The sequence below is a fragment of the Halobacteriovoraceae bacterium genome, from assembly GCA_020635115.1.
Taxonomy (GTDB): domain Bacteria; phylum Bdellovibrionota; class Bacteriovoracia; order Bacteriovoracales; family Bacteriovoracaceae; genus JACKAK01.
Map to the genome: position 1 here is coordinate 329,485 of JACKAK010000001.1, position 25,288 is coordinate 354,772.

Annotated in this window: 22 protein-coding genes, 1 tRNA gene and 1 other RNA gene; 11 read left to right on the forward strand and 13 right to left on the reverse strand. The window is 32.7% G+C overall.

Annotation, left to right across the window (positions count from 1 at the left end; translation table 11 throughout):
- Positions 1-6: 6 nt before the first annotated feature.
- The gene (locus H6622_01645) at positions 7-396 is read left to right on the forward strand and encodes a VanZ family protein (protein MCB9060210.1); all 390 of its coding nucleotides are present in this window, start codon (positions 7-9) and stop codon (positions 394-396) included.
- Here H6622_01645 and H6622_01650 read toward each other — a convergent pair.
- Entirely contained in the window at positions 340-1,149 is an 810-nt protein-coding gene (locus H6622_01650; GenBank protein ID MCB9060211.1) for a diaminopimelate epimerase, read from the reverse strand. The genes H6622_01645 and H6622_01650 overlap by 57 nt on opposite strands.
- Positions 1,150-1,238: 89 nt before the next feature.
- Here H6622_01650 and H6622_01655 point away from each other — a divergent pair.
- From H6622_01655 to H6622_01665, 3 genes are all read left to right on the forward strand, one after another.
- Positions 1,239-1,315: transfer RNA gene (locus H6622_01655), tRNA-Ile, on the forward strand.
- Positions 1,316-1,552: 237 nt separating this feature from the next.
- Positions 1,553-3,262 carry a PDZ domain-containing protein gene (locus H6622_01660; protein MCB9060212.1) on the forward strand — a complete coding sequence of 570 codons (1,710 nt, stop codon included), beginning with the start codon at positions 1,553-1,555 and terminating at the stop codon, positions 3,260-3,262.
- A gap of 70 nt (positions 3,263-3,332) precedes the next feature.
- Positions 3,333-3,692: a hypothetical protein gene (locus tag H6622_01665; GenBank protein MCB9060213.1), complete on the forward strand. Its 360-nt coding sequence runs from the start codon at positions 3,333-3,335 to the stop codon at positions 3,690-3,692.
- 1 nt (position 3,693) lies between these two features.
- Here H6622_01665 and H6622_01670 read toward each other — a convergent pair whose 3' ends face one another.
- Positions 3,694-4,425 (reverse strand): hypothetical protein, encoded by a 732-nt coding sequence (locus tag H6622_01670; protein MCB9060214.1) that lies wholly within the window; start codon positions 4,423-4,425, stop codon positions 3,694-3,696.
- Between the two features lie 154 nt (positions 4,426-4,579).
- Here H6622_01670 and H6622_01675 point away from each other — a divergent pair, with 154 nt between their 5' ends.
- On the forward strand, positions 4,580-5,323 hold the full coding sequence (locus H6622_01675; protein MCB9060215.1) for a hypothetical protein: 744 nt from the start codon (positions 4,580-4,582) through the stop codon (positions 5,321-5,323).
- Here the strand turns inward: H6622_01675 and H6622_01680 are convergent.
- Entirely contained in the window at positions 5,285-5,812 is a 528-nt protein-coding gene (locus H6622_01680) for an adenine phosphoribosyltransferase (GenBank protein ID MCB9060216.1), read from the reverse strand. The two genes, H6622_01675 and H6622_01680, sit on opposite strands and share 39 nt — an antisense overlap.
- Before the next feature lie 148 nt (positions 5,813-5,960).
- Between H6622_01680 and serS the strand changes: the two genes are divergently transcribed.
- Positions 5,961-7,226: a serine--tRNA ligase gene (gene serS, locus H6622_01685; GenBank protein ID MCB9060217.1), complete on the forward strand. Its 1,266-nt coding sequence runs from the start codon at positions 5,961-5,963 to the stop codon at positions 7,224-7,226.
- Here the strand turns inward: serS and H6622_01690 are convergent, their stop codons facing one another.
- Positions 7,227-7,619, reverse strand: coding sequence for a hypothetical protein (locus H6622_01690; GenBank protein ID MCB9060218.1), 393 nt, complete (start codon positions 7,617-7,619; stop codon positions 7,227-7,229). It abuts the gene before it with no gap.
- Between the two features lie 281 nt (positions 7,620-7,900).
- Here H6622_01690 and H6622_01695 point away from each other — a divergent pair, with 281 nt between their 5' ends.
- A complete protein-coding gene (locus H6622_01695) occupies positions 7,901-8,827 on the forward strand; it encodes a chemotaxis protein CheV (protein ID MCB9060219.1) in 927 nt (308 codons plus the stop codon).
- On the opposite strand, the gene H6622_01700 is transcribed toward H6622_01695, so the two are convergent.
- The 5 genes from H6622_01700 to H6622_01720 are packed head-to-tail and all read right to left on the reverse strand — an operon-like array spanning position 8,824 to position 13,095.
- The gene (locus H6622_01700; GenBank protein MCB9060220.1) at positions 8,824-10,032 is read right to left on the reverse strand and encodes a hypothetical protein; all 1,209 of its coding nucleotides are present in this window, start codon (positions 10,030-10,032) and stop codon (positions 8,824-8,826) included. The genes H6622_01695 and H6622_01700 overlap by 4 nt on opposite strands.
- Positions 10,025-11,026, reverse strand: coding sequence for a 3-dehydroquinate synthase (locus H6622_01705; GenBank protein MCB9060221.1), 1,002 nt, complete (start codon positions 11,024-11,026; stop codon positions 10,025-10,027). The genes H6622_01700 and H6622_01705 overlap by 8 nt, the downstream gene beginning before the upstream one ends.
- 3 nt (positions 11,027-11,029) lie before the next feature.
- Positions 11,030-12,031: a chorismate synthase gene (gene aroC / locus H6622_01710; GenBank protein MCB9060222.1), complete on the reverse strand. Its 1,002-nt coding sequence runs from the start codon at positions 12,029-12,031 to the stop codon at positions 11,030-11,032.
- A 49-nt stretch (positions 12,032-12,080) separates the two neighbouring features.
- Complete coding sequence (locus H6622_01715; protein ID MCB9060223.1) at positions 12,081-12,599, reverse strand: hypothetical protein; 519 nt, start codon at positions 12,597-12,599, stop codon at positions 12,081-12,083.
- A gap of 25 nt (positions 12,600-12,624) precedes the next feature.
- Entirely contained in the window at positions 12,625-13,095 is a 471-nt protein-coding gene (locus H6622_01720; GenBank protein MCB9060224.1) for a CBS domain-containing protein, read from the reverse strand.
- A 219-nt stretch (positions 13,096-13,314) separates the two neighbouring features.
- On the opposite strand from H6622_01720, the gene H6622_01725 reads away from it, so the two are divergent.
- Entirely contained in the window at positions 13,315-14,022 is a 708-nt protein-coding gene (locus H6622_01725; GenBank protein MCB9060225.1) for a hypothetical protein, read from the forward strand.
- Here the strand turns inward: H6622_01725 and H6622_01730 are convergent.
- Complete coding sequence (locus tag H6622_01730) at positions 14,019-15,068, reverse strand: hypothetical protein (protein ID MCB9060226.1); 1,050 nt, start codon at positions 15,066-15,068, stop codon at positions 14,019-14,021. The two genes, H6622_01725 and H6622_01730, sit on opposite strands and share 4 nt — an antisense overlap.
- Before the next feature lie 194 nt (positions 15,069-15,262).
- Between H6622_01730 and H6622_01735 the strand changes: the two genes are divergently transcribed.
- Positions 15,263-15,865: a hypothetical protein gene (locus H6622_01735; GenBank protein ID MCB9060227.1), complete on the forward strand. Its 603-nt coding sequence runs from the start codon at positions 15,263-15,265 to the stop codon at positions 15,863-15,865.
- Here H6622_01735 and H6622_01740 read toward each other — a convergent pair.
- Both H6622_01740 and H6622_01745 read right to left on the reverse strand, forming a co-directional pair.
- Entirely contained in the window at positions 15,851-18,931 is a 3,081-nt protein-coding gene (locus H6622_01740) for an efflux RND transporter permease subunit (GenBank protein MCB9060228.1), read from the reverse strand. The genes H6622_01735 and H6622_01740 overlap by 15 nt on opposite strands.
- A 9-nt stretch (positions 18,932-18,940) precedes the next feature.
- On the reverse strand, positions 18,941-20,380 hold the full coding sequence (locus H6622_01745) for a TolC family protein (GenBank protein MCB9060229.1): 1,440 nt from the start codon (positions 20,378-20,380) through the stop codon (positions 18,941-18,943).
- A gap of 135 nt (positions 20,381-20,515) precedes the next feature.
- On the opposite strand from H6622_01745, the gene rnpB reads away from it, so the two are divergent.
- Both rnpB and H6622_01755 read left to right on the forward strand, forming a co-directional pair.
- An RNA gene (gene rnpB / locus H6622_01750) (RNase P RNA component class A) lies at positions 20,516-20,809 on the forward strand.
- Positions 20,810-20,903: 94 nt separating this feature from the next.
- A complete protein-coding gene (locus tag H6622_01755) occupies positions 20,904-23,297 on the forward strand; it encodes a TonB-dependent receptor (GenBank protein MCB9060230.1) in 2,394 nt (797 codons plus the stop codon).
- A 5-nt stretch (positions 23,298-23,302) separates the two neighbouring features.
- Here H6622_01755 and H6622_01760 read toward each other — a convergent pair whose 3' ends face one another.
- A complete protein-coding gene (locus tag H6622_01760) occupies positions 23,303-25,282 on the reverse strand; it encodes an FHA domain-containing protein (protein ID MCB9060231.1) in 1,980 nt (659 codons plus the stop codon).
- Between the last annotated feature and the right edge of the window lie 6 nt (positions 25,283-25,288).

Sequence of the window (25,288 nt, forward strand, 5' to 3'; positions counted from 1 at the left end):
TGTAGAATGTTAATAAGTAAAATAAAAGCTATAAATATTCAGAACACTTTTGTCTTCCTTCTAGGGCAAACGATAAGAATGTCAGTCATTTTTTTAAGCCTAATGGATTCTTCCAATATAAAACCCCTTTTTCCACATTTAGATAAAATAGTTCATTTTTTTATGTATTTTGTGATGACTTTGCCGTTTCTTTTTCTTTATAGAACACCAAGATTTATTGCTATTTCACATATATTGATGGGAGTAACGATTGAATTAGTCCAACCATATGCAGCAAACAGAAGTTGTGAAATACTTGATATGGCCGCAAATACATTAGGTGTAATTGCTTCTGTCATTTTATTTAAAAAATTCTGGTTCAAATACTCCTTGGTAGACAATTGCAACAGGGCCTAGGATTTTCATACAATTTATACCTTGTGATAAATCTACCTCTAACATTCCACCGGGCATATGCACTTTGACATTTTTTATTTCAGGATTTTGACGATAAAGATAAACGGCCATTCCACATGCACCTGTCCCACAGGCCAGAGTCTCTCCCTCAACTCCCCTCTCATAAGTTCTCATATTTACTTCATTATTAGATTTGAATTGGAAAAAATTGACATTTGTGCCTTGTGCAAAGTTCTTGTGATGTCTTATAGCTCTACCCTTTTCTTCAACTTGAAAATCTTTTAAATTATTCACTTCAAAAAAAGCATGTGGTACTCCAGTATTGATAAAAAAGTTCTGAGTATAACCATCAAAAATATTAAGATCGTATAAATTTTCATCTTTTGGAGGATTCATATTAAGTTCAACAACACCTGATTCAGAAACTGATCCATTATAAAATCCTTCTTTAGTTTCAAAGTAGTAATTTTTCTTGTTTATTCCTAAAATTTTATCAACAAAATGAAGTATTGAACGTCCACCATTTGCACAAAGTTCGCTTTGCCCACCATCAGCATCAAAATAGCGCATTTTAAAATCACTTTTTTGAGATTTTTCAACTAAAATTATCCCGTCTGCACCAATGCCTTGTTTTCTTTTGGCCAATCTGGCCCAGAATTCTTTTGGAAAAGTTTTATCAAAAAGATCTTTGCGGTTATCAATAAGAATAAAGTCATTTCCTTGGGCCGAATATTTAAAAAATGTGATTTTCATAAACTTCCTTTATATGCAAGACGTCGTAGGAATCGCTTGGCAATTATAAGACAAGGATATATAATATCCCTTGCGAAAATTCCAATTGAGGGCCATTAGCTCAGTTGGTTAGAGCCCCCGGCTCATAACCGGGTGGTCGCAAGTTCAAGTCTTGCATGGCCCACCATTTTTTGAAAAAGGTCCTTTTTAAGGGCCTTTTTTTTGATTCAACGATTGATTGATTCAGATTCAACACACTTAATGGTGGAGCACACCGCACTCAATACCTCAACAACAGACATGGTGCCTTCAATGATCATTTTGAGGCAACATGACACTATTTTGTAATAATTACAATCGTTAATTCAAGCGTTCTTTAACATGTTATATTTCATCAATCGTTAATCTGCAAAAGGGAGATATTTTGTTTCATTTCTTACCACTAATCTTCTTATTTAATTTGTTTTTGGATGGCCCAAATTATGTTGACCTTAATCAAAACACATTCGATTTATGGAATAAAGCAGGACTTGATACACAAATTGTTAGTGAAGAAATCATCAACAATGAAAATTGTAACCAAAATAAAAAATCTATTATAAATTGTATCTACGCTTTCAACAAACTTCTTGAAATCCTTCCCGAACAAAAAATTCTTTTTCCTCCCTTAAAACTGACATTAAACAATAGTGAATATCCCTATGTTGAGAATATCCTAGAGTCAAATGAACAATATCATTTATTCCAGCTAAAAGATGAAAGTACTGATCCTGAAAACTATGTTTTATCAGATGTTCTGAGATCAAAAAATAAAACACAAATAAATGCTATTAAAAATTGGATTACATTTATTGAAAATGAAAAATCTTATTATCTTAAAGCAAATAATATATTAGAATACATTTCTACTGAAACTAAGAACTATCTCAACTCATTAGATAAAAATACGACTGAAATCAATACAGAAGATCGGATTGAAGCATTTATTTCCTATACTTTATTCAATTCTTTCATGCAAGCAAAGTACGGTGATAACTCTGGAATTGTTAATAGATTAGAATTCGAAAAACAAATGGAATCAAAAGGAACAAGTTTCGTCGGTATTGGGGCCGAGCTTTTCAAAGTAGAAAAGGGATTATTATTAACTCGTATCATACAAAGTGGAAGTGCACAGGAAAATGGGCTTTTAACAGGAGACATTATTACACATGTTAACGGTAAGGATGCTGCTGGTAGACCAATAAATGAAGTTGTTAAAGAAATAAAAGGGAAGGCAGGCACGACAGTTGATCTTACTGTTTTGAGAGAAGATAAAATTTTCACCAAATCTATTCCTCGTAAAAAAGTGAATCTCAAAAATGTTGATTATTCTATTCTAAACTCTCCTTCTGGAAAAATCGGTTATATCAAACTTGCAAGTTTTTTGAATTTGCATGCTGATAAAGATATTTCGCTCGCAATTGAACATATTGAAAAAAATAATGGGGAAATAATTATTTTGGACCTAAGAGATAATGGTGGAGGACTTGTCGATCAAGCAGTTGCAATTGCTGACTTATTTTTAGATAAAGGTAAAGTCGTTTATTCAGCACATTACCTAAATTCAAATATGGTCCAAGTATTTAGAACTAAAAACAATCAAAAAACTAACTTACCAGTAGTATTACTCCAGAACTCTAACTCTGCAAGTGCTTCTGAACTTGTTTCTGGAGCTTTAAGAGACCATCATAGAGCACTCATTGTGGGTCAAACAAGTTATGGAAAAGGTACAATTCAAAATGTTGAACCATCTGATATTTTAGACAATTTGTATTTTACGATTAATGTGGCCAGATTTCATCAACCAAATGGTAGTAGTAATCATATCTATGGAATCATTCCTGACATTGAAATCAATACAAAATTCTCTGATGTTAAAAATAAAGGCATATACCGAATTGGTGATATATCTGTCTTTCCTATTCCTTCTGTTAAAAGCACATTTATACCTAAAATAAGTTCAGAACTTGAAAATTGTTATCAAAATGACGGAAGTGCAGATCAGGATTTTAAGAACAGCTCGATTGAAAGAAGTTATGATTATGAACTGCTTAAGACCATTGATATTGCAAAATGTATGATATCAATTCATTAGAATAAATCTTGTCAATTGATATTCTCTCGACTAGCTTAGTTTGAACATTTCTATCTATTGAAGGAGATATATGAAAGCTTTTTTAATCGCAAGTCTTCTCATTTTTGGATTATCTGCAAATGCAAAAGATATATTTAGAATAGAAATAGGTCAGGACTACAATAATTATTCAAATCAGGAATTAAAACAAAGAATTTGGCGTTTAGAAAATGCAGTTGAACAGCTACAAGTCCAAGTATTTAACCTCAAACATTCTGATACAAGAAAAAACCAAGTTGAATCTTGGTCTTGTACAATAAAGGCCATGGGAGAGGATTTTATAGCAACCGGCAATTCTAAGGCCACAGCAAAAGCAAACGTAATAAAGGAATGCAAAAAAGGAAATGGAGGAGATGGATTTTTTTGCAAAAACCCAAAATGTGAGCAATAATTTATTTATTTTTAATTGTATTATCGTAATCATCTACCAAATGAACAACATTTTTCTTATCATCTATAGACCAAATATCGAAAACTTCATCACTGTCCAGATTTTTAAATGCCAAAACTTTGAATGACTTATCAAGTATTATGCACTCAGAACAAATTTCTTTAAGTCCTGGATTTTCATCTAAATTGCTTATTACACTATAAGTATACCCTTTGGACTTAAGATCATCAGAAAAATCTAAACCCATATCGTAGCGCCCGTATTTGGAGAAATAATCTGTTTGAATTCTGTGATATTCATTCAATACCTTTATGGCCTCGCCAGACAGTTTAGCATATTTTTCTTTTTCTAATGAGATATAAACGTAATAAGCAACTGCTGCTAGTACTAAAACTGCTATTATACGTTTCAAACCCTCACTTTGTTTTATTTTCTGATAATATACAGAGGTAGATGTCCCCTCCTTTACTGGTCTATATCCACTAATGGGAAGACCTTGTTGCGCTCTGTTGGCCATAATTCTTTGCTTATATTTACTTTTTCCAGACAAATCTGCAGACTTAATCGAAATAGACTGTGTTTTGAAGGTAAGATTGAGTTCGTCAGCAACTAGAAATTCTCTTGTCATTTCACGGCTTAGACCACAATTGGGGCATTTAACTTTTTTTCCTATGTATTTTTCATCAATTTTCAACTTTGTGCGACATTTAATACATTCAAAAAGCAAACTCATAATTAAATCCAAAAATTATTTGACTATTTTTCGTCAAATTATAGGTAAATCTTTAGTCAAATTCGAAAAATTCATGCTAATGAGATCATTCAACGTAAATAGGAAAAAAGAGACAACTTGTTAAAATCATTTATTAACTTATTCTGGATATAATATGTTTAAAATTATTGGCCTTATGCTTTATTCAACTTTAAGTTTAAATCTTCTAGGACAAGTAGCTAAACTTAACCCAAATGCTTGGGAAAAAGTTTATTCAAAGGACAGAATAGAAGTATACTCTCAAAAAACTGATCAGTCTAAATTACTGGCCTTCAAGGCCATAGGTTTAATAAAAGGAGATACTGGACAAATGATGGAAATCCTCAGAAACGTTGAAGATTCCCACACCTGGATGCCAAATTTGATTGATAAAAAAACTATCAAAAATATATCTGATTTTGAGGCCATTACCTATAGTGTAAATAATATGCCCTGGCCATTAAAAGACCGTGAGATGATCCACCACAATAAACTAACCATAAATTATAAAAGAAAATTTTTAGAGGTGGATGTTCATTCTGTTGAATATGAAACAGATATGTCTAGCGACAAAAACATTCGGGCCTTTATGCATTTTGGAAGGACTTTAGTTCGCCCATCAAAAACAGATGGCTACACGGAAGTTGAGCTAATCGTACTCGTCGAACCTATGGGATTAATTCCTTCATGGTTAGTAAATTTTGTTCAAAAAGATTTACCTTTTGAATTTCTAAAAGCATTGGAAAAAAAAGCGCAACATTCAAATTACAAAGTAAGACCTTCATTTCAAAAATTGCTTGAAGAACTGAAAAGTATATCTCATCAACAATCTTCAGTTGGCCTAAAGTCCTTCAAAGTCAATCAGGTTGAAAACATTTAATCCAGATTTTTCAAGTTTTTCTTTACCCTTAAGCTCAGGTAAATCAATAACTGCTGCAAACTCGCAAACTGTGCCACCTAGTTTTTCTATGAGATTTTTAGCTCCCATGGCCGTTCCTCCTGTGGCCAAAAGGTCGTCAACAAGTAGAACTTTTTGTCCTTTTTTTATTGAATCAGTATGCATTTCTAAAACATCAGTTCCATATTCAAGTTGATATTCTTGAGATACAGTTTCCCCTGGAAGTTTTCCTTTTTTTCTAACAAGCACAAGTCCTTTATTGAGTCTATAGGCCATGGCCGCACCTAGAATAAATCCTCGAGATTCAATTGCTGCAATAAGATCAAAATCGTAATGTTCATAGCGATTACAGAATTCATCAATACAATAATGAAATCCATCAGAGTTTTTGAGAAGGGTTGTTATATCTCTAAACATGATTCCCTTATGTGGAAAATCTGGCACAGTTCTGATAAGTTCTTTTAAGTTCATATTTACCTCGCGCTAGAGAGATTGCCAGAATCTTGACCTTTAGACAAATTTAACGCGAGAAATATTAGGCCAAAAAAAAACCTCCGTGACAGAACGCAATGAAAAAGTTAATTAAGAAAATAAATTGGTAATAGAAGGAGACCTATTAATGCTAGACATCAAATTCATTGCAGCTAATAAAGATATTGTTTTAAAGGCAATTACAGACAAGCAAATCAAACTTGATGTTGATGAAATATTGAATTTAAATAATCAAATTATTGAAAAAAAACAGGCACTTCAAGTTTTACAGGAAAAACGAAACTCTAATTCAAAAGCTGTTCCTAAGGCCAATGCTGAAGAAAAACAAAAATTAATTGCTGAAACTAAGGAAATTTCTTCTCAGATTAAGACGATTGAACCTGAACTCACTCAACTAAAAAACTCTTTTGATACACTTATGCTACAAGTGCCTCAGATCCCATCAAAAAAAGCGCCCTTTGGAAAGAGTGATGCTGATAATGTGGTCGTTGCTGAAATTGGAAATCGCCCTGAATTCTCATTTTCTCCAAAGAGTCATATTGAAATCCTCGAAAAAAATAATTGGGCCGAATTCAAAAACATTGGAAACGTATGTGGATCTAGAAGTTATACTCTCCTTAACAAAATGGTAATTTATGAACAGGCCGTACTAAGGCTAGCAATGGATATGCTTATTGAAAAAGGATTTAACTTGATGTCAATGCCTTCCCTGGCCAGGGGTGAAGCTTTAATGGGAACAGGTCATTTTCCTGCTGGAGAAGATCAAGTTTACCTTATGGAAAAAGATAATATGTATCTATCTGGGACTGCTGAAGTTCAGATGAATTACCTCAATGCTAACAAAATTCTTTCAGAAAATGATTTGCCAATTCTTTATGCTGGAGTTTCTCCTTGTTTCCGCAGAGAGGCAGGGAGTTATGGGAAAGATGTTAAGGGCCTAATTCGAGTCCACCAATTTTTAAAAGTTGAACAATATATTCTATGCAAGGCGGACATTGCTGAAACTGAAAAATGGCATGAGATCTTGCTCAATAACTCTAAAGAAATGGTTGAAAAACTCGAACTTCCTTATAGAGTCATTGAGTGTTGTACGGGTGATATGGGTGCAGGAAAATATAGAATGTTTGACATTGAATGTTGGGTTCCAAGCGAACAGACTTATAGAGAAACTCACAGCTGCTCAGCTCTACTAGACTGGCAAGCAAGAAGAACAAATACTCGTTACCGAGTTGGTGAAAAAGAAGTCGAATATTGTCATACATTAAATAATACGATGGTAGCATCACCAAGGATTTTAGTGCCCTTAATTGAGTGTCATCAAGATGAAAATGGAAGAATTAGAATTCCCAAGGCATTAAGAAGTTATATGAGAAATGAAGAATATTTAAATTAGTTATTCTTCATTTGAGTTATCAGCAATCTGATCAATCAATTCTTTATTGTCTTTTGAGAATGGATAAACCTCATTAGAAAAGGTTAGAAGTTCATTTTCAGAAGTATTCTTTTTGAAAGCATATTCCTTTACATGGAGATCATTATTAATTTGAACAAGGACTACTTTTTCATAAATTTGAGGCCTGTATAAATTGTCAATTTGGCAAAAATAATCAGAAACATATACTTCAGGAATTTCAGTAAAAGGTTCATTTTTTATAAACTCATACCTACCTCCAATCGATTCAATGCATGTTCCTCTGCTTGAGACTCCGCTTAAAACAATTTCATTAATTTGCGCAAGAGCTGATAAAGATAAAATAAGATTTAATACACATAGAGTTTTTTTCACCAGTTCCTCCTTTTCGAATGAAAAACCTTAACATCGAAATTACGTTTATTCGAGTAATTTTATAGAGTTAATGAGTAGTAACCCAGCTTTTTACTTTTTTGATTAGGATTCTATCTTGTTGATATTATATTCATAAATCACAATAATAAGTCCTAGGTAGCTAAAAATAAACCCTGGCCATGAGTATTGAGTAAAGAATAAGAGTAAAGATTTTGCCTAGTACACCCGAGAAGTTCAGTAGAAATTAAAGTTTTAAACTGGTGATAACGGAGATAATAAAAATGTCTACAATTTCAAATAAGGGTATTCTTCTTGAAACAGGCACGAATGAGTTAGAACTCATGGAGTATTATGTTGCCAATTACAAGCAGGCCATTAATGTCCTTAAAATAAAGAGAATCATTCAATTTGATCCGAATGCCGTTACACCTGTGCTTGAAGTTCATAAGTCAGTTCTTGGAATGATAAAAAATGAAGGAGATATGATTTCAGTTATTGATTTAAGAAAATATTATGGAATAACTGAAGAGTTTGCTGAAGGCCAGGGCGTTGTTGTAATTACAGAATTTAATGAGAAAAAAGTAGGATTTCTTGTAGATAAAATAATCGCAATACGTAGAATTATGTGGAGTGACTTAGAAACGGCCCATGATGTAAAAGAGCAAGGAAACATTACGGCCATGGCACCCTTGGGAGATCATTACCTTACAATTGTTGACTTTGAAAGTGTTGTTGAAGAAGTATTTCCTTCTCACAGTGTAGAAAAAACACATGTTAAAGGTGATAAAGAACTTAGGGCCGATATTAAAATCGCACTGGCCGATGATTCGATAACTATTCAAAAAATGCTTGTGAAAATATTAAATGACAATGGTTATACTAATGTTACAGTCTTCAACAACGGAAAAGAGATACTTGAAAATGTGCTAGCGACCAATTCTGTCGAAAACCCGGCAAATCATTATGACATCGTTCTATCCGACATTGAGATGCCTGTAATGGATGGGCTTACGATGTGTAGACAGCTGAAAGAGAAAATGCCTAGTGTAAAAGTTATTATTGTCTCATCATTAATTTCAGAGCAACTCATTAGAAAATGCCAAACTGTAAAAGCAGATAGAGCAATCCCCAAAAGCCGTCTAGATGAAGTAATCCATGAAGTGGATAAAATGTGTCTGGAAAATGATGGACTAAAAAAAGTTGCTTAATTCATCACTTCAAAAAAGTTTTTAAATGATTTATTTACGTGAATATAATTATTCAAATGACCGCCTTTGTTTACTCTTAAAAAAAGGTAGGCCATCATTATAATTCGATGATCTGCGGGTAGATTTGTTAGATCTATTTCACTTGATTTTTTGACTCCTCCAACAATAATCAAAGTATCATTTGCATATTCATGTTGAACACCAAACGCACGAAGAATTTTTAAAATCTCTTCAACTCTATCACTTTCTTTATGTCTAAGGACTTCTAGGTTTCTGAGATAGCTAGTCCCTTCACAGTAGCTACAAACGAAGGCCAATGTGGGAACAAGATCAGGAAAGCCTGAACAGTCTTTATCGATAGGATGCAAAGTTTTCGCTTTCTTTAGACTTAATCCATCTTCATTTAATACCAGTTTTCCACCCATTTCAGTGATAATTTCCAAAAAAATTGAATCTGCTTGAAAAGGATCTACTACTTTATAGTTTGAAACTGTTACGTTTCCATGAACAAGCGCCAAGGCCAATGGATATGAAAGAGAGCTAAAATCAACAGGTATTTCAAATACGTTTTTACCACTCTTAAATTCATCTATTAAACTTAAAGTCATTTCAAAATACTTTACAGAATTTTCCATATTGAGTGGAATAATTTGTAGCGAAGTGTTTGCAAAAGCAAGATAAAGTCCAGTAGCAAATTGAGTAGTTTCATGGGAAGGAATTTCAACCGTACCTTCTGTATGAGCTGGCCCTTTAATTGAAATCCATGGAGACTGATCAAGATTTAAACTCGTTACTACTTTTAGTTGATTGAGTGAATTTAACAAATCTTGCATCGGACGTTTTCTCATATGTCCTTTTGCATTTATATTGTATTTTCTTCTACCTCGACTAAGTAGTGGAATCAAGAAACGGTTTGTTGTCCCACCATCACCTGTTTCTAAATCTACTACTTCTATTGAATCTTCGCATTCAGGAAATGAATTTAGAATTTCAATTGAATTTCCTTCATCTATAATTTCTAAACCTATTGCTCTTAGACAATTAATCATTGCTGTCACATCAGATGACGATGAAATATTATTGAGTCTAATTTTGCCAGGGAAGATACTGCTTAAAATCAGCGCTCTATTTGCATATGATTTTGATGTAGGGACGCTTAATGTTTTATCAAAAGAAGTTGATGTAACATGAAAGGTATCAGACATTGAGAACTCTTTTAAATCTAGTTTTAAATTCTTTAAGTGACATTTTTGTGATTAATGGATTTCCAATTTTAGGTATATCTATTAATTCAATTTCGTTTTGATTCACAATCTTCTTATCTTTAAGGATATATTCCATTAATTTGTCTATATTGACTATTTGTTCTAGTGGTTCTTTAAGAGGAAAGGAAAAGGCATGTCCATATTCTAATAGTTCATCTACCAATTCATCTCTTCCAAATAATTTCAATTCGTAAAACATTCCCCAAAATACGGCCATTCCATGGGGATACTTATATTCACTTTCAATGGCGTGTCCAATAGTATGCCCAAGATTTAAATACTTTCTTTTTCCACTTTCTTTAAAATCTTCTTCTGTAATTTTTAACTTATAATCGGCACAAGATTTAAACAACTCCCCTGGAGTGAAATCCCCTTGTGTTAGATAATGAATATCATCTGATAAAAAAATGTACTTTATGATTTCACCATCACCACTGTGTTTTTCATCAATGGAAAGGGTATCGACAAAACTCTCATCTATAAAAATATTGTCTGGTAGATGAAAACCTCCCACCAGATTCTTACCTGAAGTTGAATTAATTCCGACCTTTCCGCCAATTGAAGCGTCTACCATGGACAAGACTGTTGTAGGAATGGCCGACCAGCTTATGCCCCTCAAAAGTAAAGAGGCCACCATGCCTCCAAAATCTGAAGTTGCTCCCCCTCCAAAAGTAACAAGGTGAGCTTTTCTGTGGATGCCCTCCTTAAGAAAAAATTCTAATGCTTTTTCTAACTCAGAAAAATTTTTAGTTGATTCACCTTCTTGAGCAATGAAAGTAATCACTTTGTGCCGGTCAATATTTTTCAATGACTGACATGGCCCGACATAGAGCTCATCAATTTTTTTGTCTATAACAAGTAAAAGCGTATCAGTTTCAATTTTCTCAATTTTTTTAAGAATATCCGAAAAATTCAACCTGTAAATTTCAGTCATACTCTACTCGATATTTTGATAAGCATTTTGTCTCAAGTAATGATCGGCAATAATAAACTTTACCATGGCCTCTGCAACAGGGACGGCCCGGGGGACAATACATGGGTCATGTCGACCTTGTTTTGCCTTTTCTCCAATTGTAGAAGTGGGTTTAAAAGTAATAGAAAAGTACATTCTATCTCCATTTGATATTCCCCCTTCAATTCCACCAAAATGGGCCCGATTCTTCGAGACCTCTTCTCCCGAAAGTTCGGCCATCTTAGATCCGAGTCCATATTCAAAGGAAGTTACTGCACCAATAGACATTAGGGCCTTGGCGATATCTGCTTTAAGTTTATCAAATGCAGGTTCTCCGAGTCCTGCTGGAGCGCCATCGACAATTATAGATATTCGACCTCCAACTGAATTACCACTTTTCTTAAGATCTAGAAGATACTTTTCTATTTCTGAATTTTTGCTCAAAATAGGAAAATGATATGGAGAAAAATCTTGATTAACGTCGATTAATAAGGGATCTTCAATCTCAAAAGGTCCCATTTTTGTTATAAATCCAGTGACTTTTATATTCGGAATGATTAAAGATGAAAAGTGGCCAGCAATGACTCTGGCCAAGGTTTCACGACCACTTGAGCGTCCACCTCCGCGGTGATCTCTTCTCCCATATTTTTGCATATACGTTTTATCAGCATGTCCTGGGCGATAATCATCCTTTATCGCATCATAATCTTTACTTCTTTGGTTGGTATTTCTAACAATAACTGCAATTGGAGTACCTAAAGTATGGCCTTCAAAAACACCAGAAAGAATTTCGGCCTTATCTGGTTCTTTTCGAGCAGTGGTTCCTTTCGTTTTCCCTGGCGCTCTACGATCAAGTTCTTTCTGTAGATCATCAATATTAACCTTTAAACCAGCTGGAATTCCGTCTAAAACAACTCCTAATGCTTCTCCGTGAGATTCACCAAAAGTTGTCATTGAAATTAATTTACCAAATGAATTTCCTCTCATGAAGATAATTTACTTGTACTTAGACCAATTCGTCTACTTGTATTTAGTATTATTCTACATAGGTTATATCTGCAGCACCTCTTTTTTCAATAATTTGTTCCTCATAAGGCATAATCTCATAGACTGGAGCAATATTTTTAAATGGAATGGAAAGATCGTTTATGTAAATCTCGCCCAATTCTAAAAGAGGCCCTTTATCACTTGGGACAATCTTTAAGTCCACTAATCCGCTTTGCAAATTATATTTACCTTCTAAGGAATCAATTTCTATAATTGAATCTATTGATTCACTTTCTTGAGAGACAATATGTACTTTTCCAACTAAATTACCTTCGTCGTTATAGGCATAAAATCTCATAATATCTGCAAAATCAATATTAAAACAAAGTAGAGAAACAAACTCCATGTCCAATTCAATTCTAAATTTCTCACCCTCTTGATTAACCTTATCAAACGATATTAATTCGATTTGGCCTAGTTTATCTTCTACATCGATACAGTTTGCATAGGTATACGAACAACAAAAAATTAAAGACCAAAAAAAGAAAATTAATATTCGCAATTTCAAAATTATCTCCTTTTTTAGAGATAAATCAATGCGTTTTTAAATCACAAATTGCTTTCAATATATTAGATCTTTGCAATACGCCAACAACTTTTCCTTCTTCATCTATAACAGGATAAACGTGAAAAGGTAGCTTTAAAAACAAATCAACTGCTTCAAAAAGTGGTGAGTTTGTCCTACACACAACAACTTGTTTCGTCATGTAATCTTTTGTCACCCCAGATGGAACTTGGTTATATTTTTCATCGTAAGCGTGCTTCAAGCAATCTTTCTCAGACAAAAAACCTAAGAGTTTTCCACTGCTGTTTACAACAGGAGCCCCTGAAATATTTGAATTTAACATCGTATTCGCTGCAACTGTTATGCTGGTTTGTGGATCAAGACATAAAACAGGTGAATAAGTTACATAATTATCAATTGTGAGTTCCTGCTCATGCTCATTTTGATCAATATGACCTTGGTGAACATATTTTGCAAGTTCAGAAACACTTTCACTCATATGGCCTCCTAAAGCATACTGGGCAGTATGCCACTCCTTTAATATGCTCCTCCTCTATTAAAAATGAGTGATAAAACCTTCAAATACAAAAAGAAAGATCAAATCTCCTGTTATTTTAGATCTTTATCTAGTCTCTATTTTCCTTAGGCCAGTAGAATCTAACTTCTTGAATATGTCTATTTTCTTCGCTATACAGTCTCTGATTACAAGGGGATAGATGTGTATAAAGATGATGTAGAGAATTTAAGGGAAATTCAAAGTTTAATTAAAAATAGTATACTCAACCAAAAAAAAATTGATGAAGAAAATTCGAATATTGACACTGTAGAGAAAAATGTTTCTAAAAGAAGCCTCGAAGGTGAATTATTAAAAGAAGAACTTATCATTACTAAAGACCTAATAAGAAATACAGAAAAGGCACTCGATGATTTCCAAATCAAATTATCACAGCTTCAACGAAACCAAGATTTTATCAAAACACAGAAGCAATTGAGTGATTATGAAAAAGAAGAAATATTTTTAGAACAAAAAAAATCTGAAACTGAAGAAATACTCCTCACTCATTATGAAAAAGTCGAAGATATTGAGCAAAAATTGTTAGATCTAGATCAGTTTCTTCAAGGTGCCAACGAATCTATAAAAAAAATGCAAGAAGTTGCATCGCCAAAAATTGAAAGATTTAATAGAGAAATTCAAAACAATAGCAATCGAATCAATAATCTTTTAAATCTTTGTAAAGTAGAAACAAAAGATATATTTCTACATGTTCAAAATATTATTAAGAACGGACAACTCTTGGCCGAACTTAGAGGCAATAGTTGCGGAGTATGTCGTATAGAAGTAGATAGAGTAACGCAATCAAAAATTGAAAATTTCCAGTCTATTGAAAACTGTCCAGGATGTAAGAGAATACTAATTTCAATTTAAAATAGAAATTCGCAGTGTTTTAGAATATGTTGTTTAGTATTTTCAATTTGAAGATATTCTCTATACGAATTCTCTAAATTATTTTCTAGTTTCTTTAAGACTTTAGGTCCCATAAAGTATGAATTAATACCTAAAAAAGCACTATTCCAAATCGTGTATATTTCAAAAGGGAAAGAAAAACTAGTTTCGAGAATTTGATTACCATCTCCATAGACTGACATTGCACCAATCTGAATGGCAATCGAAACACCACTCAATATCCAGCTTAATTTACTAAATGATAATCGACTCCCATCTAAATCATTTGATTTGAAATCTTTAAACGTTTTTAGCTTCTTATCAGTTGTTCTAAATATTTTTTCAATGAAGTATTCATAATTATTAGGAGCAAGAATAAATTTAACATCTCTAATAAATTGAGCACATTTATTTGGAAGATGGTTATTTTTTTCATCCTCAGAAAATTTGATGAGATAATCTTCTAGATGAAGTTTATTCTTGTCTAAGTCATCAATCAAAAATTTTCTGTATTCATCAATTAATTCTTTAAAAACACTTACTTCAATCTCTTCTGTTAAATTTTTAACAATTAATTGTTCTTTTTGGGGAGGAAAATTATCTAAACCCATTCTTATTTTCAAAATTAAATTGAGTTTATGTAAAAGCAAAATATAATTTTTCTCTCCCCCTTTGAGTCGACATAAATGAGAAATCAATTGTTGTGAAAAACTATTTTCATCTAAAATACTACTTATAAACCATTTAATGATTTGGATATGCACTTCATCTGAAATTTTCAATTGATTCTCAGAAACACCATATAACCATTTACTTATTGCATCATAGATTACTTTATAATCTGACTGGGAATCAATTTTCTGATCATCTCTCAAAATAAGTTCTGATTTTTTTGTATAGATTAGTTTTTTCCCAGAAGACGTTGATATATATTTTGGAATTGAATAGAGGTCTCCTAAGGGGACTTTTTCATGAGCAAAACATGTGTTTAGCACCATAAGGCCAAAGAGAATGTGGACCAAACGCATATAATTACTCCGTTACGACAGACATAAATATTAAGTTTCTTAAAAAAAATCAATATTTTTGTAAAATTTATAGCGTTTTGGGGAATAGAAATTTTTCTAATCCGAGAATTAATCAAGATTACTTTTCAGAGTTAATTATTTCATTTATCAGAATTTTTGATACTTAAAAAAAACATCTAAGAATTGTAGGTTATATGATTATTTTAAAAATCTCTGTTCTTCTTTTATCTTTTAAACTTTATTCAGAAACTTTGAAACAAATTATTCCTTCGATTGTATTAGAGAGATCATTTCAAAATATTGAATCTCATTTCAATAATCTACACCTTGATACAAAGGATATTTCAAAAACATTTATTAATCGAGTACATATTAAAAATTTGAAAGATGGTAATTTTCTAAAAGAAAGAATAAAATCTATCTATCAAGCTAGTATAAAAGATGAGTTAAAATCTAATGCCAAATTTACAATTACAATCTTTGAATTTAAACAAGGAATCAATTTATTTTCGAGCTCAATGAAACTTAAATTATTACTCAATAAACTACTTGGTCACCCACAAATACTACCAAGTTCAGAAAAATTAGATTCATTTCATATTGGCGAAGATAAATTTCAAATCTATTCAAATGGAAAAGATTTAACTGTTTTCTATCCTTATAAAAACCTATTTATAATGCTTCAAGGACATTTCGTAGGCAATGAAGAATTTAAAAAGTTTTTAAGTTATAGTGATATATTTTCGTCTCTCAACTTTGAAAATTTAACTTGCCAAGAAAGTTTAAATTCGAATTGAAATTATTTTTTTCAAAATTTTTGCAGAAAACTCTGTTATCTTAACATAAGCATAATAGGCACAAGGAATAAATATTAAGGTAACACCTGTTGCAAATAATAATCCATAAGCAAAACTAACGGCCATTGGTTTTAAAAAGGGATCACCTCCTGGAGAGTGAGCAATTGGCAATAATCCAGCAACTGTTGTAACGGTTGTCAAAATAATAGGCCTAAAACGACTTCTAGCTGCTGTACGAATGGCCCCTTTGAGATCCTTTATTTTTTCACGTTGAATATTAATAGAATTAACGAGAACAATTGAATCATTTACGACGACTCCTATTAGTCCTACAATTCCCATAAATGCCATAAATCCTAAAGCTATCCCCATTATTTTAAAAGTAAAAACGACTCCAATCATTCCTAAGGGTATAGTTGACATAATGACCAGTGGTTGACCAAGGGAAGTAAAAATGGCAACTAAGATAAAAAAGATTGCAAGTATTGCAATGATTGCAGACTTTCTTAGGCCCGACATTGACTCTTTGGTATCTTCATTCTCACCACCAAATGAAAAAGTCATTTCATTAAAATTTTGAACTTCTTTTTTTACTTCATCTTTGAAAGTTTGTTCAATTTTTAGAGGTGTTGTTTTTCGCTTATCAATATCTGCATATATTGTAAAAACTCTTTTATAATCATAACGTCGTATGACAAAAGCACCAGGGTTTGAAGTTTTCTTGATGACTTTATTAATTGGAATTCTCATCCCTTTTGAATTCAAAATGAAGATCTTATCAATAAAATCTAAATTTTCTTTTGATTTTTCATTGAAAGAAAGTGTGATATCAATATCTTCATCTGACTCTCTGATTTCAGTTATCGGATCACCGGCCAAGGCCCTTCTTAACTCTAATGCAATAGATTTTGTATCAAGACCTAGTCTCTTTGCTTCTTCGTCATCAACATTTATGACAATTTGTTGCTTACCTTCCTCAAAATCAATTTCAGCAGTCGTAATTCCCTCTTCTTTTTTGAGTTTTTCTAATAAATTTTTGCTGGCCTTTTGTAAATCTTCAATTCTGGTAGATTTCAGATCAATTGCAACAGGTCTACCTTTTGGAGGGCCACCTTGAACCTTTTTTACTGAAAGAATATATTTTCCTATGATCGGTTCAATTTTTTTTGTTAAATCATCAATAATTTTATCTGTTGAACGCAATCGTTCATCGGGTGGAGTAAGATATAAAGTCATTGAAGCGTAATGTGTTCCGGTTTTATTACCATGTTCTCCCCTTAACATTCCAAGCCTTGTTGTGACTTGTTCGAATTCTTCCTTTTTTAAATCTTCAATGACGATACTTTCGAGTTCTCTCATTTTCATATCAGTCACATCTAGAGAATTTCCTACAGGACCTTTAATTTGAACGAAAACAATGCGAACATCATCTCCAGGAAACAATTCAAAATTCATAGACTTTCCAACAATTGCAGAAATTATGAACGTTATAAAAAAACAAGTTATCATAATGTAGGGATGTTTAAGAATTTTTTTCAATAATAACTCATATATTAGAGAAATTTTATCATACCATCTACGACCCTGATGTTTAACACTGAGATGACAAAAATCTGCTAAATGTGATGGTAAAATAAAAAAACATTCAAAAAAAGATGCTGATAAACATATAATGACCACAGCTGGAACAGACCAGAGAAACTTTCCCATAATCCCTCCCATAAAGAAAAGTGATCCAAAAGCGACCATTGTTGTAAGTACCGTTGCTAAAACAGGCCTGACCGTTTCAAGTGCGGCCTCCTTGGCAGCTTTTTTGGGGTTCATCCCATGTTCCAGTTTCTGATAAAATTGTTCCGCAACTATAATTGAATCATCTACGAGCATCCCTAAAACAAGAATCAGCCCAAACATAGAAATAAGATTTAATGAGACTCCTAGAAAATCCATACAGATAAAAGAAACCATAAAAGCGACAGGTGCTCCGAGTGAAGTCACCAAAGATGTTCTAAAATTTAAAAAAAGTAATAAACAAGAAAAAACTAGCACGATACCAATAAGACCATTGTCTTTCAAAATGTTTAGTCGTCTTTTTACATAATATGAAAGGTCATCAGCAAAATTATATTTCACTCCATTGTTTCTTGGATCAAGAAACTGTTCTTTTACAATTCCTTTGATATGTTCAGTACTTTTTATAATATCTGCAGTTTCATTAATTTTTACATTTAAAAATATAGAGTTCTTACCCATTGCCCGATATCGAAAATCACCTTCTTCAGGTTTTCGAGTAACCTTAGCAACATCTAAAACTTTAACCTTTTGACCTGAATCATTTGAACGAATAACAACTTCTTCAATATCCTTGACGGTGACAAATTCAGAGATAACTCTAACCATTATTTCTTCATTTTTTGTCTTTATATTTCCTGAAGAAAGATTGAGATTTCGATCTGATATCGATTTCGCTACTTCTCCCATTGTTAGTTGATACTGATTTAGCTTATCTGGATCTACCTCTACTGATATTTCATCTTTGTTATAACCTTCCATCTGGACGATAGCGACCTTTTTATATTCTTCAATTTTATCTCTTAACGCTTTTGCAACAGAGCGAATTTTTAAATAATCTTCACCAACTAGAGCGATATTTAGTACCCCCTTTTGTTTATTTGTTAAACTCGTGACAATCGGAGCATCTACATCGTCTGGTAAATCCGTAATTGTATCAATAGCATTTTTTGTATCTTCAAGGACATCATCAAGTTTGAAATCTGGATCAACTTCAATGTAAACAATAGATCTTCCTTCTGCGGATAAGACATTCAACCGCTTGATTCCGCTTGTTCCTTTAAGTACTCTTTCAATTGGAATTGAAACTAATTTTTCTACGTCTTCAGAAGAAGATCCTTTATAAGTGGTGGTGATTAAGATGACATCAAACTCAACTGCAGGAAAAGTTTCTTTCTGGAGTGAAAAAATTGAAAAAATCCCAACCACTAAAATGATAAAAGTTAGAAGATTTACAAGAAGTGACCGTTCAATAAAATAATTTATTATTCCTTTCATATTACGCTCCTATATTTGATACTTTTTTACAAAAGCATCAAATTCTCCACTCAGCATGTAAAAAGATGATTGGATGAGAAACTGATTTGTCAGGAGTTCATAAAAAGTCTTTTGAGAATTGATTAATTCTTCTTCTGAACGTATAACAGTATCAAGATCAGTTCTGCCAAGATTGTACCTTCGATTATTTTGTTCAAGTAATGATTTTGCTAAATCTATTCTTTTTCTAACGCTAATCAATGTATTATTCAAAGATATAGATTCATCTATCAATTTTTCTTTACGAATTTCTAATTGTTTTTCAATCGTACGAATTTCATATTCCTTTAGTCCCTTTTCTATTCCAGCTTTTGCAATGGCCGACTCAGTTAATCGATCATCAATATTCCATGTAAAACTCAAAGAGATGCCAATTTCTCTGTTTTCGCCTCCTAAAAGGCCATCAGTAAATGCATCTCCAAAACTATTTGCAAAATTATTATTAACCCAGGAACTTTTTAAAAGAATTGAAGGTATTTTTGTTCGTTTAACTGATTTAAGATAATTTTCAGATGAAGCTAATTGATACTTTTTCAGATCAATTTCTTTAGAATGTCCATTTGTTTGATTATTGAGATTATCAAACTTAACTGTTTCCAATATTTTGTATTGAGAAATCTGGGCCTCTTCAACATTTCTTTCTAACAGCTCAGATAAATCTTTTAAGGATGATTGATAATTCATTTGAGCATTTATTAATGCTTCTTTTTTACCCTGGTATGCCATCTCTGACTGAATGTAATCAACTTTTTCACTAAGTCCATCTTTTAATCTCTTTCCAATTAAATTTAGTCTGGCCTGCGAACGTGTCAGTGCTTGGATTGCAAGATCACTTTTAGCCTGATTTAATATTACTTTCAAATAATAGGTAAAAAGTTTACCGGCCTGTACTTCTTTTAAATAACTTAAATTTTTCTTCTGTGTTTCAACTCCAATTACTTTACTTTCTAGATCTATTTCATATTTTTTTCCAAAAAAGTTAGCTCCCAAATCTTGAGTGTAAACTAAACCTTGTTTAAATTCTTTAGAGCTTGTTGCTCCACTATATGTAGAAACTGAATCTGAATAATTATATTCGTTTTGAAAAGATAGTGTTCCTCCCCACGCAAAACTTTTATTTAATGAAATTACCTGCGAGAGAGACTCTATATTTGTTGGAAAAAAACTGCTTGTTGAGGGCGAATTTGAAGATGAGTCATCTAAATAAGTACTACTTGCACTCAAACTTAATTTGTTCTCCCCCTCTTTTGCTAATAGATCTAATTTGGAGCTATCAACTTGGGTTTTAGCTCTAGCTAAATCGATTGATTGCTCAATATAAATTGATAAGAGCTTTTCAAAATTTTGACAAAAACATTTGTATGAATTAATTGCGCAAAGAGAAAAAACCATCCACTTCAACTTAGACACTACAAAACCTCCATGAATTGTAAGAAAACCAATTTAAAACATTTAAAAAATATAGTTCCCCGCCTTGTAAAATTTGTACCACAGACGAAATACGTTGACTATAATTTCAGCTTGTTGCATTAATAGTGTCTAAAAAAGAAGGGCCAGGTCATTGCTGGTGTGAGAACACGAGAGGAAGGTCCGGACACCATATGGCAGCGCAGCGGGTAACGCCCGCCCACCGCAAGGTGAGGACAAGTGCAACAGAAAGAATGTACAGGTAATGCTGTAGTGAAATCAGGTAAACTCTGCGTGGTGCAAGCCCAAATAGGCCAATGCTTGAGAACGGCCAGTTTAAATTGGCGGGTAGGGTGCTTGAGGTTAACGGCAACGTTAATCCTAGATGAATAATGGCCCATGACAGAATCCGGCCTATGGCCCTTCTTTTTTTTTCAATATATTCAAAACATTTTCTTATAAATTTAATCTATTGACTATCACTTGTGTAGCTTATTCAATATTTAATCAATAAGAAGGATTACGTATGTCTAAATCTTTTATTAGAGAGTTTTTAATTTTATACATTTTTTTCTCTGATACAACACTGGCCAATATTTCTAAAGAAGCTCAGCAGCTGGTTGATCAAATTAATGAAGATTCACTAAATTTATCAGATCTTTTAAATTTAGAAGTCATCACGGCAACAAAAACAACACAAAATTTATCCGATACTCCATCTACGATGTCTGTTATTACAGAAGAAGATATTGAATATTATGGTTGGTCTACACTTCCTGAAGCATTGGCCCATATACCTGAACTCTATACTAGATATGAAGGACATAACTGGAGTACAGACTTTAGAGGTTATTTCACAAATAACAATCGAAGACAAACTCTATATTTACTTAACGGCCATAAAATCAACGATAGATTTCACTTTGGAGATTTTTATCCAGATATTATTTCTGATTTAAAAAATATCCATCGAATTGAAGTTATTCGAGGCCCTGGAGCAGCTATTTATGGAAATTGGGCCATTACTGGTGTTGTAAATATCATTACAAAAAAATTTGATGAGCTAAAATCAAGGCCTTCTATTTTTGAAGCTGACTTTGTGGCCGAAGATCTTATGCCTTTTAAAAAGGGAATTGATTCTTCTTTTACCCATAAATGGAGACTGGCCTATAGAACTAAATTTTCAGGCAATCAAAGTTTTTCATTAAACACTTATTGGTTTACTGGAAATATAGATTACGATGCCGGAAATAATTGGAAAAGTCCTTATGGAGATGGAAATAGTGTAAAAACAATTAAAGAAACCTCTCAGTATTTTAGTGTAGGCCATAAGGCAAATTTCGAAGGAGGAAAACAAATCCCAAGTTTTGAAATTGATTATAAATATTTGGATCTTACATTAAGTCTTTTCAATCATTCCAAAAGAGTTAATTGGATTCCCCCAAAGGATACAGCAACTTTTGGCCATCCTGATAATGATAGACAATGGGGTACATCTGGCATTGTACTAGACTGGACCCCAAGTGAAGGAGTTTTAAATAATTTAGAATTTAAAACACGAATTTCTTACAATATGAACACAAACAGTGAGATAGCTGATTACGCAACTGATGTAACAAGAGTTGATACAGGACTTTCGTTATTTCTTGATCGTTTAAGAGATAGAGTATTTTTATCATCTGAAAACAGTACTCAACAATATATCAATGGAATACTCCAAAACTATAGGAGCTATATTTCGACTCAACAAAGTAATTTTTCGGATGCTGTTGCAAATTCAAAAGGCGGAGGAGCTCAATTTGTTTATTACGGCATAGACAAAACTTTTGCGGCAGAGTTTCAATTGACCCCTTATAAATCGAGCAATGTCCATTGGTCTATTGGAACCAATTTTGAAAAAGCTGATTATGAGAATAGTCAGTATTTTCGTTATCGAAATGGTGAATTTATTGGTTGGGCCCCATGGGGTGGTATTTCAGATGAAGGTTGGTATACAGGTGTTTATACTCAATTACTTTATGGGGTAACTGAGTTTTTTACCATTTCTGCAGGTTTAAGATATGATTTTCAAAAAGTCGATAAGGTAGAAAGACAACTTGGAGGAAATGTAAGAATAGATTCAAGTGGAAATAATGTGGAGCTGAATGATAAAACTTCTGATAACCTCACTCCAAGAATTTCATTAAACTATAGATTTAGTCCTAGAAATAATTTGAGACTTATCTACGCACAGGCATTTAGATCAGTTCCACCTCAGGAACTTATCCGTCTAGACTTTGGATTGAAAGCAGATTCTGAAACAGTAAAGGACTATGAAGTTATCTACTCTCATCAGCTTTCAAATCATATTAATTTTGATTTAAATTTCTTTTATATGGATAGCAATATTGCATACAGCTGGAATCCTTCTACAGCAAGTTTTAGTAAAATTGACGATGGATGGTCAGTAAAAGGTGCATCGCTTGAATTAAAAACGAACTATGAGTATTTTAGTTATTGGTTTAATACTACTTTAATGAATCATACCAGAACGGCCAATGCTTCAGAAGATTCACCAGAGATGATGTTAAAAGCTGGAGGTCTATATCATTTTAATAAATCATCTTTATCTTTTGAACTTTTTCATCTTGGATCTACAAAACAAGTTGTAAGTGGAGATCAAAACGCAGGAGATACAGGAAATTCAAATAGTTTTAGAGAAAATATTGTCGATCAAACTACCTTTACAAATATCGTTTTTAGGCATCAGTTTTCAAAATCTTATGATGTAACGTTTAAAATTAATAATATATTTGATAGTCAGGTCGACTATGCAATCCCAACCGAAAGTCAAAATTGGGATAAATATACATATACAAAACCCAATTCTCTACCAGGTCTAGGACGCACTATTTATCTAGAATTATCCTATAGAAATTAATTTTTCTACCTCAATAGTGTTGCATTGTAGTTGAATGGCTGATTAACCTCGACAATTCCACCACCTGGAGGTTCTGGAAACTTGATACCACGAATAATGTTTATGGTACACATTTTTACTTCTGAAGGAATTGAGCCCGTTTCTGATTTAATTGCAGCTCTTGAAACATGACCTGAAGCTCCGATTGTAAAATTAAAGCTAACAATACCATCGAACTTTTGGGTTCCAGAACTAAGTGCTCTTTGATAGCATCTCGTAAAGAGATCAGCTCTTGCAACTAGTTCTTTCCAAATTAAATCAGGATCCATGCCACCAAGGACAACTGTTTTATTAGGGATTCCTGCTACATAGTTCACTTTCTTACTAACAATTCCTTCTGTGCCTTGGGTGGTATCAAGTTTTCCATCAGTAGCTCCACTTAAATCCCCCACATGTTGACTGACTGCAGCCTTAGTAGGACGAGTAGCAGTTGGTTCATTTGAAAAAGTTCCGGACTCAAATCCATCTGAACCAGAGTTATTAAGTGCAGATCCCTGTCCAAGTCCCCCCTTTGAGAGCATCGAAGATAAGGCACTGGTAAAATTTTTAGACTTGTAAGTGTCCACATGACCCCTATTTACTCCCCTATTTTTTGAATTTGACTTAGCAGAGCTAGATGAACTTTTAGACTTCGTACTTTGATTTGGAATAACCTTAGTTAGTTTATTATCTTTTCCTTGTTTAGGATTTGCCTTTTTTGGGATATCTGTGGATTTTGATGTTTTCGTCCCTATGGGCTCATTCTTTTCGTTCTCAACTTTTTTATTTGTTTGCTGAGTATCTTTTTTGACTTCTTTGGTAACTGTTTGTTTAGGTGATTTTTGAATGACATCTTTCGGTTTATTTTTAGTACTTGAAATTGCAGGAGATTTTTTTACTGTTAATTTTTCACGATACAAAATAGTTGCAATCCTCTTAGGAGCTTTATCTTTTTCTTCCTCCTGATCAATTTCATAGTTCATAACAATACCAGTAAATAAACTCAAAACAAGTAGCATGATGAACAGAAAGAATCGAAATCGTCTATCTCTTCTAAAATATGGAGCAACGGCAACTTTCGGAGGTTTTTCTGTATTTCTCACAAAGATTTGAATTTGATCTTTGGAAAATTGAAATATGTCATCATTTTGCAATTCAATAGTATTATTACTATTAATTTGTTTTTTCTTACTTTCATTATCTGAAATAATATTCAAATCATATCCATATAGAGGATGAACTAAAATACTTTTATTAATTGTAATGAAATCTACTTTTTCTTCTTTTCCAAGATAAGGATATACAATCTGATCTTTTCCTGGATTAACTCCGACAAGTTTATAAGTATTTTTTACATCAGGAAGATAATCGATTGAAAAAATTCTATCTTGGAAGAGAATAATTACTTCAACCGAGGTTTTATTATGATTATATTTAAATATCGGATAGAGATGTTCAACATCTTCAAATATGTATTCAGTAAAATCGGCCTTTGGATCTTTTGCCAAAGGATATTCAATCCTAGGTATAATTTCTTCGAATAAAGGCGCCTCTACTGGTAGAGTGATATCAAGAGTTGAATCATCAAAAGTAGGTGGAATAATTTGAGGAATATCAGTTAGCATTTCAAGAGGTAGGTTTTCATTTCGAATATTTTTAAGAGATTTTTCAAAGATGAGTTCAACATTACCTACTTTGAGAATATCTCCTTGTTTCAACGTTTCAGAAATAATACGTTTTGAATTTACAAAGGTTCCCGTTCGACTATTTAAATCGTATACTTTTGCTTGAGCCGAAGAAACTTCAACAACACAATGAATTGCGGTCACTGAAAGATCATTTAGAACAATTTCACACGCTTCAGTTCTTCCAACAAGCATACGATTTTTTCTCACAAAAAATAATTGATTATTTTTTGGGTTTCTGAATTGAAATAAGCTTCCTTGCTTCTCTAATGTATTTTCCACTTTAAA